This window comes from Tunturiibacter gelidiferens (assembly GCF_051013345.1).
In the GTDB taxonomy this organism is placed as follows: domain Bacteria; phylum Acidobacteriota; class Terriglobia; order Terriglobales; family Acidobacteriaceae; genus Edaphobacter; species Edaphobacter gelidiferens_A.
In genome coordinates this window covers 3,463,728-3,479,309 of record NZ_CP132939.1, presented here as the reverse complement: position 1 = coordinate 3,479,309, position 15,582 = coordinate 3,463,728, and the positions used below count along the sequence as shown (strand labels likewise).

Sequence of the window (15,582 nt, the reverse complement as noted above, 5' to 3'; positions counted from 1 at the left end):
CATGGGAGGCCAGTGGTATCCCAAGCCCGGCGTCTTCTGGCACGCAGCCTGGAACTGCCACCAGTACCACGCCACCACCGAGTTCTTCTCCGACTTCGCCACCTTCAACGTCTCACTTACCCTCCCCGCCGCTACGTCGTCGGAGCCAGCGGCGTCCCCACCGGCGAAATCATCAACACCGACAACACCAAAACCCTCACCTTCTACGGCGAAGACATCGGCGACTTCGCCTGGGCCGCCAGCCCCAACTTCACCATCACCGACGGCACCTATCTCTCTTCCCTCGGACCAGTAAAGATCCACGTCCTCGCGCTCGCCTCCCATCCCAAAGCCGGCGCCCGTTACCTCGACATCATGCAGAAGACCCTCGCGCAATATGATCATCGCTACGGGCCCTATCCCTACAAGGTCATCACGGCCATCGACCCCGAACCCGGCTCCGAGATGGGCGGCATGGAGTACCCCACTCTCTTCACTGGCGACACCTCCTGGTACGATCCCACCTACCTCACCGAGCAGGCCGTCGAGCACGAGTTCGGCCACCAGTACTGGTACGGAATGGTCGCCACCAACGAGTTCGAAGACGCCTGGCTCGACGAAGGCATCAACTCCTACACCGAAGTTACGGTCATGAACGCGATCCTCGGCTCCCAGAGCTCCACCTTCGGCCGGTCGTACGCAAACTTCAGCGACACCGACCTCCGACGCCTCGACTACATCGCCAAGCCTGACTTCGATCCGGTCACTCGCTGGGCCTTCAAATTTCGTGACTTCTTCTCCTACGGCGGCATCACCTACGGAAAATCGGCGACACTCCTCGCCACACTCGAAGGCCTCATCGGTCGCGACACCATGGAGGAAGCGATGCGCACCTACTTCCTGCGCTACCGCTTCACCCATTCAACCACCGAAGACTTCCTCCGCACCATCGAAGAGGTCGCGATCAAAAACGGTCGCGCTACCGCCATCGGAGGCACGGTCATCAATCCTTCAACACAGACCGTGCGTCATGCAGACACAGCTCAGCTCATTCAGCAGAGTGGCCTCGCCGCCGTCTTCAACGCTCCAAGCAACTCTCAGGTAGTCCCCATCTCAAGCCTCCGCCCTTACTTCAACCAGGCCGTCTACGGAACGCAGGTTCTCGACTACGCCGTGGATCAAGTCTCCTCCGATCCAGTCACCTGGTGGCTTCCCGAACCGAAAGACAAGAAGCAGACCCAATACCTCTCCACCGTCTACCTGCATCGCAAGGGCGACTTCACCCTCCCTGTCACCGCCGAGATCTCCTTCGACGACAACACCCGCCTTCGTGAACACTGGGACGGTGTCGATCGCTGGACCAAATTCACCTACACCCGCAATGCAAAGATCCTCTCCGTCGAGATCGATCCCGACCACACCCTCCTGCTCGACAAAGACTTCTTCAACAACAGCTTCACCACCGCAACCAACAACGTCCCTGCACGCAAGATCTCCAATATCTGGCTCAGTCTTCAACAACTCTTAGCCCAACTCTCCTCCTGGATCGTGTAAGTGCTGGATCGTGTGAGTGATCGTCCGACAAACCTCAAGCCCCGCAACCACGAATCAGGAGTTCCGCCACATGCTTGAACGCCGCAACATCTTCCTTCACGGCCTGTTCCTGACGTTACGCCGCTTCCCGGCGGTTCTGTGGACCTACGTCTTCAATCTTGGCTTCGCCCTGCTCTTCACCGTTCGCCTCCATAGTCAGTTCAGCTCGATCATGGATCACTCCCTGGCCGCACAACGACTCATGGGCGGCTTCGACATCGGCACAATGGGTCAAGCTCTTCTCACCCTTCAAGACGGTCCCTCCGCTAACAGAACGGAGTCCTACTCCGCGATTCCCCTCTATCTCCTCGTGTATTTCTTGCTGGTGCCCGGAACCCTGTACTGTTACCAGACCAAGAGCCCTGCCCGCCTCAGTACACTGGTGCACCAGGGCCTGCTGCACTTCTGGAGATTCTTCCGAATCACCCTCCTCACCATCCTTGTCGCGGCGCTCATCCTCGGCCCTCTCGCGTTTCTCCAGGCCAGGTGGGCCGAACACGTCGACAAACACGCCGTCGAACGCCAGGCTTTCTTCGCAACCCTTGTCGGCTACGTCTTGATCTTCCTCGTAGCCTCCATCCTTCGTCTCTACTTCGATCTAGTCGAGGTCTACACCGTCCAACTAGGTCTGCATCTGCGCCACAACGGCAAGCCGGACCGCCGCGTCCGCCGCGCCCTCGCCCCGGCGTGGCGAACCCTTCGCGCTCACTTCTCGCAAGCGTGGCCCATCTTCCTCTTCCTCACCCTCCTCGGAGCGGCCGCAGTAATCCTCACCGCCCGCGTCTCCATGCACATGCTCGCCCAGCCGCGAGTCTGGCCAATGTTTCTGCTTGCCCAATCAGGCCTCTTCGTCTTCTTATTCACCCGCTTCTGGCAGCGCGGAGCCGAAACCTCCCTCGCGCTCCAGAACCCAATCTTCACCCCTCGCCCTTGCCGATCCTTCCAATCGTAAGCACGGTCAACCCTATCGACCACCCGCAGCCCAATCACCCCATTTCAACTCCCACCCCGATCCAGCAAATCCCGCAGACGGCCCCGCCCCTTGACCCTATCCCGAACCCAGAACCCGCCTCCCCCTCCCTCGACGAGCCAGATCCGGGAGTCTTCCATCACGACCCGGTCAAACCACCGCAGTAGCCCGGCACCTCACCACCCGCTCACCGCCGGGCCGCGTTCCAGAAACAACACTACGGTAGAATGTGAATAGATTATGAATTTGTATATCCTTCGCCACGCCAGTGCCGGCCTTCGCCGATCAAACCCCTTCTCGACCTGAAGCGTCCCCTCGATAAAGAAGGGAAAAAGCACAGCCTACAGCTCGCCTACGTGCTCAATGCATTGAACATACAGTTCGATCTCATCGTCTCGAGCTCTCTCAAGCGCAGCCTCCAGACCGCCACTATGATCGGCACCGAGACCGGCTACGAGGCCCCGATTCAACAGTCTGACGCACTCGCTCCCTCTGCCACCGTGAAAGACTTCCAAAAGCTCCTTCGGGAGCTCTCCAACCGCGAAAACGTACTCATGGTTGGCCATAACCCCAACATCTCCGTGTTCTTAGGATCACTCCTGGTGCCAGCCTCAAGCCCGGAAGCCAAAATCCGCCTCCGCAAGGGCTCCATCGCCCGGGTCGTCCTAACCCGAGGCCCTGCCACTCTGCAGGCCCTCCTGGACCCCCGCACCGTCCGCGCCCTCTACGCCACCTCGACGAAGAGCTCCCGCCGGAAGATCTCGCGGAAGTAAGCCGCCTCCTTCTTCAGCGACCAGGCCTCCAACTCTGCCCCGCCGCGCCCCGGGACCAGCTCCAGCAGCACCCGCTTCGGATACACATGCGTCTTCATCTGGAGTACCGCACTCGCCCGGTCCTGATTCAGCGCCACGGCCAGCCGCAGCAGCACTACTGCCCGCGTAACGTTTGCATGCTCATCCACAGGAATCCATCGCATCGGCCGATCCAGCGGATCTGGACGGCTCTTTCCCATATACCGGGCGACAGCGCTGACAATCATTCGTTGCTCAGGAGAAAACCCGAAGATCTCCGAGTTCGCAATGATGTATTGCGTATGCCGGTAGTGTCCCTGGTGGTTCATAAACTTCCCGACATCCTGCATCATCGCCGCCGCCTCAAGCCACAGCCTGTACTCCTCTGGCAACTCGTGCACCCGCGCCAGCGCATCGAACAGCTCCACCACATGTTGCCTTACCGGCTCCACCTGCCGCTGCTCGATTCCATATCTCTCACAGACCTCCAACACCCCCGCCCAGCGTTCGCTCTCAATTTTCTGGTGCACCGAAGTCCTCAGATCCACCTCCGCCAGCATCTGCGCCAACATCCCATCCCGCAACCCCAGCGGCGAGTAGCGAAAGCCCTTCAACCCCATCTTTTCCAGCAAGCTCGCATACACGAGCGACCCGCCAATAATGATCTCCGACCGCCGCGGACCGATCCCCGGAACGGCCTCCCGCTCCGCATTGTTCATCTTCGCCAACCGATCAGCGAGCCTCCGCACATCCGGAGTATCCGCAGTCAAAGCCCCGACGCGCTCCATCCGTTTTTTGCCAGCGTCTTCTTCACCACCCTGCCTTTGCGAACATGCCCACTCGCCTCGGCCAGCGCCGACGCCGTTCCCGAGGTCGCAATCACCAACCCCACCCTCGGCGTCCCCAGCTTCTTCTCTGCCCGCTTCAACTCGCGGTCGATGAACTGTTTCAACCGCGCAACATCCTCCTTCGACGGCGGATCGGTCCGCAGAAACTCCTCCTGCAGCCGTACCGCGCCCAACGGCATGCTCACCATCGTCTTGATCCGTCCACCATCGGAGAGCGTCACCTCACAGCTCCCGCCACCCAGGTCAATCAGCAGAGAACGACCCCGTGCCCCGACCTCATGCGTCACTACCCCCAGATGAATCAACCGCCCTTCCTCAAGCCCCGAGATCACCTCAACGCTCCATCCAGTGGTCGCCTTCACCCACTCGGTAAACGCCGCCGCATTCCGCGCATCCCGCATCGCGCTCGTCGCCACCACACGGACCTTGTCCGCCACATGGAGTTGTACTGCTTTATGAAACCGCTTGAGCGCCCGAATAGTCGCCGCCATCGCCTCCGGCGAGATCACTCCGGTCTGAAAGACACTCTCTCCCAGCCGCGTAACTTCGCGATCTTCGTGCAAAGTCTTCAATCGGTGCATCTGAACCGTAGCAATCTTCAACCGGCAAGAGTTCGACCCAATATCGATCGCGGCAAACGTAGGCATATTCCGGAACCACCTCAGGGAGCAAAAATCCCACCACCAGCAGATTACATCCCTCGATCGATTCTCTGAATCCGTCTGGCCAGTGTCAGCAGCGCACCTCTCTCCCATTTATGCTTAGAGAGCCCCACAAAATCATGATCACAGACACCGTACTAGAAACAATTGCCGAACCTGGGGCCTCCCTCGAATCCACCACCCCCCGACGCTCTACAGCCCTCCTCGTTCTCACCGGCCTCTGGCTCATCATCTTCTTCGCAGCTCTCTTCTCCCCCGCTGCTTGATGACGCCGACGCCACCCACGCCAACGCCGCCCGGCACATGGCCATCTCCGGCGACCTCGTTACTCTCCGCGTCGACGGCATCCGCTACCTCGAAAAGGCACCCCTACCCTATTGGCTGGGAGCACTCAGCTTCCGACTCTTCGGATTCAACACCTTCGCCGTACACCTTCCGCAGGCAATCGGCGTCTTTCTCCTGGCTCTCCTCGGTTATCAATGGGCCTATCGTGCCTTCAACCCGCGCACTGCCTTCTACACGGGCCTCGCAACCCTCACTACAGTCGGCGTCTTTCTCTTCACCCGCTACTACATTCCGGAAGTCCTGCTCTCGCTCTTCCTGGCCCTGGCCCTCTTCTGCCTCCTCCGATCGCTCGTTCCCCAGACAAGTCAGACAACGACAGTTCAACGGCCACCAAAGATCAACCCTGCCTCTTCCAATGCCGAAAAAATAGGGGCCATCGCGACCGGAACGCAGCGGAGTAGAGAGTCTTCGTCCTCTTTCTCCCCAGCCGTCTACGCCTACGCCATGTGGACGGCTCTCGCTCTGGCTGTGCTTACTAAAGGCCTCGTAGCCCTCGTATTCTTCTTTGGCACAACCATCGCCTACCTCGCTCTCAGCGGGGAGTACAGAAACTGGCGGCGTCTCAAGCCCTTCACAGGCATCCTGCTCTTTCTCGCCATCGCAGCTCCCTGGCACATTCTCGCCGGCCTGCGCAACACTGGCGGCATGAACGGGCACGGCTTCTTCTGGTTCTATTTCATCAACGAGCACGTGCTCCGCTTCCTCGGCCGCCGCTATCCCAAGGACTACAACAAGCTACCGGGCTACCTCTTCTGGAGCCTTCATCTCGTCTGGCTCTTCCCCTGGTCGCTCTTCTGCGGAACCCTGTGCCGGCAGGCCTATCTCGCCTTCCAGCGCTATCGAGCCTCAAACCCCGCTCCCGTGGACGAAGCAAAGACCTTCTATTGGCAGCCCTACGCGGTCGTCCTGGTTGGCCTCATTCTGCAAAACGCTTTAAAGATCCCTTACATCTTCACCCTCTTCCTGGCGCTCATTCTCTTCCTGCTCCACGGCCTCCGTCGCCGACAGTCGAACTCTCCCTCCGGCACTCCGCTGCTCCGCGTCAACACCCTCGCCCAGCGCACCACCCTTATTCTCAGCCTCTTCGCCTCACTCGTCCTGGTCTTCTTCTCCCTCTCCACAAACCAGGAGTACTACACCTTCCCCGCCTACCTCGCGATCATCATCCTGCTCGCCGTCGCCCTCAGCCGCGCCGAGCAGACCTTCGCCATCGACCGATCCTCCCGCCTCTGGATCACCGTCGCCCACGCCACCCTCACTGTCCTGGGCCTCGCCATCACCATCACCCTCATCTACGGCCTCTGGACCTCCCGACACCTTCCCTTCGTCCCCGACATCGGCGATCTCCTCGCCCATCGCGGCGTCGGCGACTATACCCTCTCCATGTCCGGCATCTTCGATCTCACCGGCCCCAGCTTCGCCGCGCTGCGCCTTCCCGCCGCAATCGCCGCGATCGCCTTCCTTATCGGTCCCTCGGCAGCCTGGCTTCTTCGCACCCAGCGTCGGCACCTCGCCTCGACCGCGGCCGTGGCCGTCACCGCTACCACCTTCTTCATCGCAGCCCACCTCGCCTTCGCCCGCTTCGCCCCCATGCTCTCTTCAAAGAGCTTTGCCGACACGATCCAGCATCTTGAAGCCAGCCACGCCATCTCTCCTGACGACAAAGTCATCTTCTACGGAGACCAGTCCTACGGGTCCTCGATCACCTTCTACCTTGGCCGCCAGATCGACCTCGTCAATGGCCGGGCCTCCTCCATGCTGTTTGGCGGCACCTTCCCCGACGCACCACCCATCTTCCTAACACCGCAGGATCTCCTGAACGTCTGGGGCCAAGGCGAACGCAAACTTCTCTTCGTCCCTCTCGATCAACGTGGCGCAGTCGATCAAGTCCTTGGAGACCACAAAATTCTTCTCTTCGAAAGCTCCGGCAAAGCCCTCTACACCGACCGTCCCCTCGAGAACTCAGGCAGGACTCCCTGATTCCGAACCGCGGCCATCGTCACATCAGCGCTCTATCGCAGCACCGGGTTATCTGGCAAAGCGTCTAACAGCAAAATGATAGGCCGTACACGCAGAACAAACCAAAACTCGACGAAGAAGTCCTAGTGCACGAGACCTCTCCCCATAACGCCAGACCGCGCCGCCTCTGGAGCCCGGTCTCTCTCGCCGTCATCTTCTTTCTCTGGCTCATCCTTCAAATTGGCGGCCTCTTCAACCCCGGCCTCCTCGACGACGTCGACTCCATCTACATCGAGATCGCCCGCGAGATGCTCCAGCGCCACGATTTCGTCACACCCTACATCGACGGCATTCGTTTCTTCGACAAGCCTCCCTTATGTACTGGATGGCGGCCGGCTCCATGCACCTTTTCGGCATCCACGACTGGGCCGCACGCCTTCCTCTAGCCCTCGCCGTCCTCGCGCTTCTCCTCTCCGTCTACGCCCTCGGCATTCGCCTCTTCGCGATGATCTCCCCGGCGGAACAGCCCGATCGCGGAGGCTTCTACGCCGCCCTCGCCATGGCCACCAGCATCGGCCCCTACCTCTACACTCGCTTCTACATACCAGACATTCTCCTCGCACTCTGGATGACCCTCGCCGTCCATCTCTTCCTCATCGCCCTGAATCGCGTCCAATCGGTCCCCCTTCAACCAGTTCGTACATCCCAGACCTCCCAGTCGCAAAAATCAGCCCTCTTGCCCTGCCTCTCGTTCGCCGCCGTGATGGCCGCAAATGTCCTGACCAAGGGCCTCATAGGCCTCGTCTTCCCTATCGGCCTCGTCCTTCTCTACCTGGCCTTCACAAAACAACTGCGCGCCCTCCTGAGGCTCCACCCTCTTCCCAGCGCGTTGGTCTTCCTCGTACTCGCAGCGCCGTGGCACATCCTCGCAGCTTTGCGCACCCCAGCGATCCCCTCCCCGTGAACCTTGGCCTTCCCGCAACTGGTGGCTGGGCCTGGTTCTATCTCTACAACGAGCACATCGCGCGCTTCCTCTCGAAACGCATTCCCCACGACTACGGACAGACTCCCCTCTTGCTCTTCTGGGTTTATCTCGCCATTTGGATCATGCCTTGGACGGTCTTCCTCCCCGGAGCTATCGCCTGTCATGCCCGAAACCTCCGCCATCGCGCGTCCAGCATCAGCACAAACACTCTCACCCTTGCACGCGAACACGAAGCATCGCTCTCCCTTCTTCTCTGGTGTCTCCTCGTTATGGGTTTCTTCTCCCTCTCAAGTCGCCAGGAGTACTACTCCATTCCCGCAATTCCCGCCCTGTGTCTCATGGCCGGCGGGCTCCTCGCTCGAGCCGACCAATCTCCAAACTCCAAGCCAATCGGAGCCGAGGCAGCGAGGAGCGCCCTCCGCTGGCATCTTTACCTCCTCCTCCCCCTCACCACCGTCATCGCTATCGCCTGCGGATACTTCGCCCTCACCGCACCGCGCCCAGCCCCCGGCGCCGACCTCGCATCACTCCTCAACTCCAACCCGGACTTCTACAACCTCTCCCTCGGACATCTCTTCGACCTCACCGGAGACGCGATGGGCCTATTCCGCGCACCACTTACGGCCGTCGCCCTCAGCATGCTCGGCGTCGGCATCGGCAGTTACCTCCTTCGCCGCCGGTCCTTCACCTACGCCGCGAATCTCGTCCTGGCCGCAGCCATGACCGTCTCTCTCCTGGCCGCCCACGAGGGCCTCGTCCGCTTCTATCCAATCCTTGGCTCGAAGGACCTCGCCCTTGCCGTCAAACAAGAATTTCGTCCCGGCGACCGCGTCATCATCGACGGCTGGCTCTCCTCCGGCTCCTCCATGCTCTTCTACACCGGCCAACAGGCAGGCCTCGTCAATGGCCGAATCTACGGCCCCTGGTACGGTTCCTTCTGGCCCGACGCTCCCCCAATCTTCGGCACCGACGACGGACTCCGCCAAGCCTGGACCGGGTCCCAGCGCATCTTCCTGCTCACCTTCAGCAAGCAACGCGCCGCCGACCTCGCCCGCTTCGCCCCCGTTCACCGGCTCGCAACAGAAGGCGGCAAATTCATCCTCTCCAACCGCTGATTGTCTCGCCCCCACCGCTTCAACAGACCCCGAATAAGACCACAGTACCCTCGAATCTCTCGCAGTGGCACAACAGGACACGAGCCGATATCCTTATAGAAGCCATGTCTCCCATCCTGCTCCTGATCGCTCGAGGTGCCCTCATAGTTGGCATCTTCGGCACCCTGACCTCCGGAGTATCTTTTCTTCTCGCCTTTCTGGGCGGCCTTCACTTTCGCTCCCGTCGCAACGATCAGGGCAGCTACTCCCCGCCGGTAAGCATCCTCAAGCCCCTGCACGGCAAGGAGGCAGGGCTGGAGGAAAACCTCGAGAGCTTCTTCACCCTCAACCACCCGGAGTTCGAACTCATCTTCTGCGCAAGGTCGCTCTCCGATCCCGGAATCCTATGCGCTCAAGAGGTCGCCCGCCGATTCCCATCAATCCCCGCGCGTTTCCTGGCCTCAGGCGAGCCGCTCTGGCAGAATCCCAAGACCTTCTCGATGTCGCTCCTGGTCAAAGCCGCGAAGCACGAAGTCATCCTCTTCTCGGACAGCGATGTCCGCGTCGGACCCTCTTACCTTCACGATATCCTGCAGCCTCTCGCCGACCCAGCCGTGGGGTTGGTTACCTGCACCTTTCGGGGCGAACCAGCAGGAAACAGCTCCCTCCTGACAGCGCTCACCCAGACTGTCGAATTCTCAAGTGGCGTCCTAACCGCAAATCTACTCGAAGACATCAAGTTCGGACTCGGCCCGACCCTACTCACCCGAAAGGCCATGATCGACGAAATAGGCGGTTTCAAAGATATGGGAGATCTGTTAGCCGACGACTTCTGGCTCGGCAATCGAATCGCAGAAAAAGGTTACAAAATAACCCTTTCCACAACAATCGTCGATCACTTTATCAACTACGGAAGCATCATCGGCGGATTGCACCACCAAATCAGCTGGATGAAGAACACTCGCTGCTCCCGGCCCGCCGGACACCTCGGCTCCGGCCTCACGTTTGCCATGCCCTTCGGCATCATCGGCTTCCTCTCCGCACTCGCCATCGGACGACCCGTTATCGGTTTCTGGCTCCTGTTTGCCGCGCTCGTCAATCGCTGGCTTCAGGCCCTGCTCATCGGCTTCGTCATCATGCGCGACAAGCTCTCTCTCTTTCTTTTGGATCTACCCATTCTGCGATCTGCTCGGCTTCTACAGTTGGGCGGCCAGTTACTTTGGACGAGAGATCGTCTACCGCGGCGAACGCTATCGCATCAACCCAGGCGGGGTCCTGGTTCGCCTTGGCCCCTTGTAACGCCATTCACTCGACACCGCGTCCCGAAGTCATCCGTCCCAACGCTGGCCTCAACTGCCCTTCTTATCCTTCCGCCCAGGAATCACCACCTGCCTACGCATAGGAACCAGCCCGGCGCCAGGCGTCTGCTGTTGCTGCATCCTCGTCAACATCTCCGTCCGAACATAGTCGACAAAACCCTGCATCTGCCGGTTCATCTCCTCCATTCGCTCCCGCATCTGCAGCACAATCGCGATCCCGGCAATGTTCACCCCAAGATCTCGCGCCAGGTTCAAAATAAACTCCAGCCTCTCCAGGTCTTCATCAGTGTAAAGACGCGTATTTCCCTCACTCCGCGACGGCCGCAGCAGCCCCTCCCGCTCATACAAACGCAGCGTCTGCGGATGAATCTCGTACATCTCCGCTACCGACGAGATCATGTACGCGCCCTTGGTCTTCCGCTTTGTCGCCATAGTCCCAACCCCTGAGTCCCAGCCCTGATGAGATGCCTTACCGAAGTCTAGCTCTTCACGACATACGCAAGTCAAACAAACTCCACTATGCTCTGGATCAGCATCTCACCTACAACTATGAAGACCGCCAGAGCCTTACTTCACGCCACGCAGATCCTCACCGGAATCGCAGCCATCGCCGCAGCCCGCGCCTTTATGCCTCACCCTGAAAAGCGCCATCGCAGCCGAGTCGTTCTGATAACCGGAGGCTCCCGAGGCCTCGGCCTTGCTCTCGCACACCGCTTCGGCCAATCGGGAGCAAAACTCATCCTCGTCTCCCGAAACTCCGAGGATCTCACCCAGGCTCGCGATACCCTCCTCGCACACAAAGCCGTCCAGCACCCCGACGACATCCTCCTCCTCCCCGCCGATCTCACCGACGCCTCCCAGGCAGCCATGCTTGTCGACTACGCGGTAGGCTTCTTCGGCCACATCGATATCCTCATCAACAACGCCGGCGTCATCGAAGTCGGCCCAGTCGAAAACCAACCCATAGCGGCCTACCGTCGCGCCATGGCAACCAACTTCTTCGCAGCTCTCTACACGACCAACGCCGCTCTCCCTCACCTGCTCAACCGCAACCCCATCTATGGGGATGCCGCAATCGTCAACATCGCCAGCATCGGCGGTAAATTCGCCATGCCGCACCTGCTTCCCTATGTCGCCAGCAAGTTCGCCCTCGTAGGCTACTCCCAAGGACTCCACGCCGAGCTGCGCCACAAGGGAATCCGTGTCACCACCGTCTGCCCGGGCCTCATGCGCACCGGCGGAGAGGTCCACGCGAACTACACAGGCCAAACGAAAAAGAGCAACGCTGGTTCAAACTAGCCGCTAAAACTCCCATCATCGCAGCCTCAGTCAACCACGCCGCCAACAAGATCTACAACGCCGTCACCGCAGGCCGTGCCGAGATCACCATCACCCCACAAGCCTGGCTCGCCGCTCGCATAACCGGTCTAGCCCCCGAGACCACACAGTACCTCGCAAGCCTCGCCAACGAGTTCCTTCTGCCCGCCCCGTCCGGCAACAACGAGGTTCCACTCGGTTTCTCCATGAAGATATCGGCACACAAAGCCAGCGAGGTATTCGAAACGTAATCAAAATCACATCAGTTGACATGACGACAAACAATCCCCTACATAATTAGGGGCAAAAAAGGGCTGATCTACCTACAATCAGCCCCCGCCTTCAAACAAACGCACATTCAGTTCATCAAACGACCGTAAACAAACCGTCCCGCGGATCCTCCGGATTCAGCTTCGCCAACTCCCGCAGAATCTCCTTGCTCCGTTCGTCCTGTACCTTTGGCAGCACGATCTTCACCTCCACGATCTGGTCGCCGCGCACGCCCTCACGCGAAGCCGATGGCACTCCTTTCTCTCGCAGTCGCAACTTCTGCCCCGTCTGGGTTCCAGGCGGAATCTTCAACTGCGTCCTCGCCCCTCCCTCATGCGTATCGATCGTAGGCACTTCAATCTTCGCTCCCAGCGCAGCCTCCGTCATCGTAACCGGAACAGTTACATATATGTCATCCGCACTTCGCGTAAACACCGGATGTGTCCCTGCTTTGATAATCAAAAACAGATCTCCGGCAGGCCCTCCATTAATCCCGGCATTTCCCTTTCCCGCCAGCCGAATTCTCTGTCCATCGCGTGTGCCCGCCTTGATGCGAAACTCCAGCGGCTCCCTCTTCGTCACCACGCCTTCGCCATCGCATGTCGGGCACGAGTTCTGCACCTTCCCGGACCCGCCGCACCGCGGGCATTGGATATTGAACTTCATCCGCCCGCCCATCTGCGTCACCTGTCCTGACCCATGGCACTCCGGACATTCCACACTTCCGCCCGTAGTCGATTTACCCTTGCAAGTCGGACAAACCTCCTGCCGCTGAATCTCCAGCCGAGTCACACCACCGCGCACCGCCGTCCAAAAGTCGACGCTTACTTGGTATTCAAGATCGGTCCCCGGCTGCGGCCCACGCGAAGCCTGCCTCCCGCCATTGAACATCCCGCTGAAGATGTCTTTAAAGCTCCCGCCGAATCCACCACCTGATTCCTGCTGGGCCGATCGTCCGCTCTGAAAATCCGAAAAATCGAATCCACCAAAGTCGAACGGAACCTCCTGGCCCGCGCCTCGGCCCGCGCTTGAACGCCCGCCGCCATACCCCGCAGAAGATGCCCCGCCACCATAGCCCCCTCGAGCAGCAGCCTCCGCCGCAGCCGAATCGATATTGTCCGAGTAAAACCCGAACTGGTCGTAGATCTTTCTCTTCTTGTCGTCACTCAGAACATCATTAGCCTCGGAGATCTCTTTGAACTTCTCCTCAGCTTTTTTGTCATTCGGATTCACGTCCGGGTGATACTTCCGCGCAGCCTTCCGAAAGGCCTTGCGAATCTCCTCTGCCGTCGCCGTCTTCTTCACGCCCAGCGTGCCGTAATAGTCCTTCGTCTGTGTCGTCGCCATAACCTTCTTCCATTCTCTTACCAATGCGCCTCACGCGCATCTCTAAACCTTACCCGACCTTCTCCTCCGCAGCCGCCTGGCAAACCGGACACCAAAACAGATTCCTACCAGCCATTACCCTGGTCAGAATCTTCGTTCCGCTAATCCAGCACGGCCGCCCCTGCCGCCGATACACATAATGCGCCTCTTCCTTCAGCACTGGCCTACTCTTATATGGCCGATCCTTAGGCTTCGTCGTCACGATCCGCCGGTCAACCATCCCCGCCTTCATCAACACGCCCGCCTCCTTCCATATCGACCGCAGCGTGCTCTCCTCTACCTCCTTCCCCGGCGTAAACGGACTCAGCCTCGCCCGAAACAGCAACTCCGCACGATAGATGTTGCCAACTCCCGCGGCCACCGACTGATCCATCAATAGCTCGCCAATGGCCCTCTTGCTCTTCGCGACCCTCGCAATCATCTTCTCCGGCCCATCTCCATTCAGAGGATCGGGCCCCAACCGCTCCAGCAGCGCGTCCCACTTCTCCTGCGAGTAGATCGAGCAGTCCATCGGCCCCCGCAACTCCACCCAGGCAACCTTCGCCGCTTCAATATGCCCGGCCCCATCGTCATCCGAGTACCACGCATGCCGCCTACTCACCCCGGGCGCAGCCGGCTTCTTCACCGCAGCCTCATTCCACATCCGCAACCGCAGCGCACCACGCACATCAGACAGCGGCCCCGAGCCCTCCGTAAAGTCCCCCTGCAGCCCAAGATGCACATGCAGAATGAAGTCCTTCCCAAAGTCATATCCCAGGTGCTTTCCCACAGCCAGCACCCGCTTCAGCCTTCGCCCGTCAATCATCTGCGCGTCGGTAAATCGCCCTTGCGGCCCATCCACCCGAATCACCTTTCCTGCAAACGCAGCCGTGTGCCTCTCGGACCATCGATGAATCTCATTTCCCTCTGGCATCGTCTCTCAACCTCGTCGCAGTCCCCTGCGTCTGATGTCGCCGCCGAACACGGCGCGGCCGCCCACTGGCCTTCAACTCATACTGATAGTGCTCAATAATGCGCTCCGGAGTCCACAACGCCCGATGCTCGCCCTTTTGCGTCTGCATCCTATCGATCTGGATCTCGTCCATCTGCCGCATCATTCGCTGCAGGTCTCTATAGTGCTCCGTGTAAGCACTCTCTTCACTTTCGATCAGCGGTTGCATATCCACATACACCGGCTGCGCCCATTCATAGAACGTGTGCCACACGTCGTAGACATCAAGGTGGCCCTTCTTCACCAGGAGCGACAGGTGCTCGTAAAAATCCAGCACCTCGAATGCATTCACCGGCGGCTCCTCCACTGTCCAGAGCTTCAATCCCTCCCCGTCCAGCCTCGACTCCGCAAGCCTGCGCCGCACCGCGACAAACTTCTCCGATAAAAGAAGCTCAACTGTTTCTCAAGATTCTCAACTGCGCGGTAATCCCGCTCATGCCGCAGCTGCAAACCCGCATAAGAGATAGCCGCAGCACTGGTAACCACGAGAGCTGCTGTTGCCACCGCCTGAACCGCCTCCCAATTGACCACCAGATGTCCTCCAACAATCCTTGGATGCCTCCCCGCAGCATCCCCATCTGACAAGCGGCCATAAACAGCGAGGACGACGGCCAACGCACTTGAAGTCGCGTCTGCCTTCGTCCTCACCATCTGCTTAATCTCGATCTCCTACCAGTACCAGGAAGCAAGTCGGCTCGTTTCGAGCTCGCTTCATCAAAGCATTAGTTCCAAACCTGCCGTGCTTCAATCGCCTCAATCTGAAACATCTGGTCCGGCTCCATTTGCTGCATCCGCTGGGCGAACTGCATTGCTTCTTCCTTGGTATCGAACATCATCCGGTTGTACAGCCGGCCTGCTCGAACCTGGTCGCACTTCCACATCGTCTCGGTCATGGTCTTCCCTCCAAGCAGTCCATTGAGTTCCAGGTTCTCCATCCAAAACGTCCCTGCGTACTGATCTTCCCTTTTTCCCTTCGTCACCGCTACACACCTTTCTGGTGATAGACGCACTCTACACGCCAACCGCCGTACGCCGGCCTGATAAAAAGGAGGGCACCCCTCAGGAACGCCCCT

At 59.6% G+C, this 15,582-nt stretch carries 16 protein-coding genes and 1 pseudogene; 9 read left to right on the top strand and 8 right to left on the bottom strand.

The features are described 5' to 3' along the window. The first annotated feature begins 12 nt into the window (after positions 1-12). The 3 genes from RBB80_RS17415 (at position 13) to RBB80_RS17405 (ending at position 3,315) form a co-directional block, all read left to right on the top strand. The gene (locus RBB80_RS17415) at positions 13-1,533 is read left to right on the top strand and encodes a M1 family aminopeptidase (protein WP_433963761.1); all 1,521 of its coding nucleotides are present in this window, start codon (positions 13-15) and stop codon (positions 1,531-1,533) included. Between the two features lie 16 nt (positions 1,534-1,549). Then, positions 1,550-2,524 carry a hypothetical protein gene (locus RBB80_RS17410; RefSeq protein WP_433963760.1) on the top strand — a complete coding sequence of 325 codons (975 nt, stop codon included), beginning with the start codon at positions 1,550-1,552 and terminating at the stop codon, positions 2,522-2,524. Between the two features lie 374 nt (positions 2,525-2,898). Beyond that, on the top strand, positions 2,899-3,315 hold the full coding sequence (locus RBB80_RS17405; protein ID WP_433963759.1) for a SixA phosphatase family protein: 417 nt from the start codon (positions 2,899-2,901) through the stop codon (positions 3,313-3,315). Here the strand turns inward: RBB80_RS17405 and RBB80_RS17400 are convergent. Further along, positions 3,267-4,121 carry a hypothetical protein gene (locus tag RBB80_RS17400; protein ID WP_433963758.1) on the bottom strand — a complete coding sequence of 285 codons (855 nt, stop codon included), beginning with the start codon at positions 4,119-4,121 and terminating at the stop codon, positions 3,267-3,269. The genes RBB80_RS17405 and RBB80_RS17400 overlap by 49 nt on opposite strands. Beyond that, positions 4,100-4,828 carry a Ppx/GppA phosphatase family protein gene (locus tag RBB80_RS17395; RefSeq protein ID WP_433963757.1) on the bottom strand — a complete coding sequence of 243 codons (729 nt, stop codon included), beginning with the start codon at positions 4,826-4,828 and terminating at the stop codon, positions 4,100-4,102. Before RBB80_RS17395 ends, RBB80_RS17400 begins: the two co-directional genes overlap by 22 nt. A gap of 162 nt (positions 4,829-4,990) precedes the next feature. Between RBB80_RS17395 and RBB80_RS17390 the strand changes: the two genes are divergently transcribed. The 5 genes and pseudogenes from RBB80_RS17390 to RBB80_RS17370 all read left to right on the top strand — a co-directional run. Next, positions 4,991-7,168, top strand: coding sequence for an ArnT family glycosyltransferase (locus RBB80_RS17390; RefSeq protein ID WP_433963756.1), 2,178 nt, complete (start codon positions 4,991-4,993; stop codon positions 7,166-7,168). Positions 7,169-7,293: 125 nt separating this feature from the next. Continuing rightward, positions 7,294-7,593: an ArnT family glycosyltransferase gene (locus RBB80_RS17385; protein WP_433963755.1), complete on the top strand. Its 300-nt coding sequence runs from the start codon at positions 7,294-7,296 to the stop codon at positions 7,591-7,593. Then, positions 7,548-8,111, top strand: a complete 564-nt coding sequence (locus RBB80_RS17380) for an ArnT family glycosyltransferase (protein ID WP_433963754.1) — start codon at positions 7,548-7,550, stop codon at positions 8,109-8,111. The genes RBB80_RS17385 and RBB80_RS17380 overlap by 46 nt, the downstream gene beginning before the upstream one ends. Continuing rightward, positions 8,063-9,247, top strand: a complete 1,185-nt coding sequence (locus RBB80_RS17375; protein ID WP_433963753.1) for a hypothetical protein — start codon at positions 8,063-8,065, stop codon at positions 9,245-9,247. Before RBB80_RS17380 ends, RBB80_RS17375 begins: the two co-directional genes overlap by 49 nt. A gap of 104 nt (positions 9,248-9,351) precedes the next feature. After that, positions 9,352-10,311, top strand: a pseudogene (locus RBB80_RS17370) (ceramide glucosyltransferase); the annotation flags it as partial. Between the two features lie 264 nt (positions 10,312-10,575). Here RBB80_RS17370 and RBB80_RS17365 read toward each other — a convergent pair. Further along, the gene (locus RBB80_RS17365; protein ID WP_433969725.1) at positions 10,576-10,977 is read right to left on the bottom strand and encodes a MerR family transcriptional regulator; all 402 of its coding nucleotides are present in this window, start codon (positions 10,975-10,977) and stop codon (positions 10,576-10,578) included. Between the two features lie 117 nt (positions 10,978-11,094). On the opposite strand from RBB80_RS17365, the gene RBB80_RS17360 reads away from it, so the two are divergent. Beyond that, entirely contained in the window at positions 11,095-11,844 is a 750-nt protein-coding gene (locus tag RBB80_RS17360; protein ID WP_433963752.1) for an SDR family NAD(P)-dependent oxidoreductase, read from the top strand. A 384-nt stretch (positions 11,845-12,228) separates the two neighbouring features. On the opposite strand, the gene RBB80_RS17355 is transcribed toward RBB80_RS17360, so the two are convergent. From RBB80_RS17355 to RBB80_RS17335, 5 genes are all read right to left on the bottom strand, one after another. Beyond that, positions 12,229-13,479 (bottom strand): DnaJ C-terminal domain-containing protein, encoded by a 1,251-nt coding sequence (locus tag RBB80_RS17355; RefSeq protein ID WP_433963751.1) that lies wholly within the window; start codon positions 13,477-13,479, stop codon positions 12,229-12,231. Between the two features lie 49 nt (positions 13,480-13,528). Then, positions 13,529-14,431, bottom strand: a complete 903-nt coding sequence (locus tag RBB80_RS17350) for an Fpg/Nei family DNA glycosylase (RefSeq protein ID WP_433963750.1) — start codon at positions 14,429-14,431, stop codon at positions 13,529-13,531. Next, positions 14,415-14,831 carry a hypothetical protein gene (locus tag RBB80_RS17345; RefSeq protein WP_433963749.1) on the bottom strand — a complete coding sequence of 139 codons (417 nt, stop codon included), beginning with the start codon at positions 14,829-14,831 and terminating at the stop codon, positions 14,415-14,417. The genes RBB80_RS17350 and RBB80_RS17345 overlap by 17 nt, the downstream gene beginning before the upstream one ends. Further along, the gene (locus RBB80_RS17340; protein WP_433963748.1) at positions 14,828-15,160 is read right to left on the bottom strand and encodes a hypothetical protein; all 333 of its coding nucleotides are present in this window, start codon (positions 15,158-15,160) and stop codon (positions 14,828-14,830) included. The genes RBB80_RS17345 and RBB80_RS17340 overlap by 4 nt, the downstream gene beginning before the upstream one ends. Positions 15,161-15,231: 71 nt before the next feature. After that, complete coding sequence (locus RBB80_RS17335) at positions 15,232-15,489, bottom strand: hypothetical protein (protein ID WP_433963747.1); 258 nt, start codon at positions 15,487-15,489, stop codon at positions 15,232-15,234. Between the last annotated feature and the right edge of the window lie 93 nt (positions 15,490-15,582).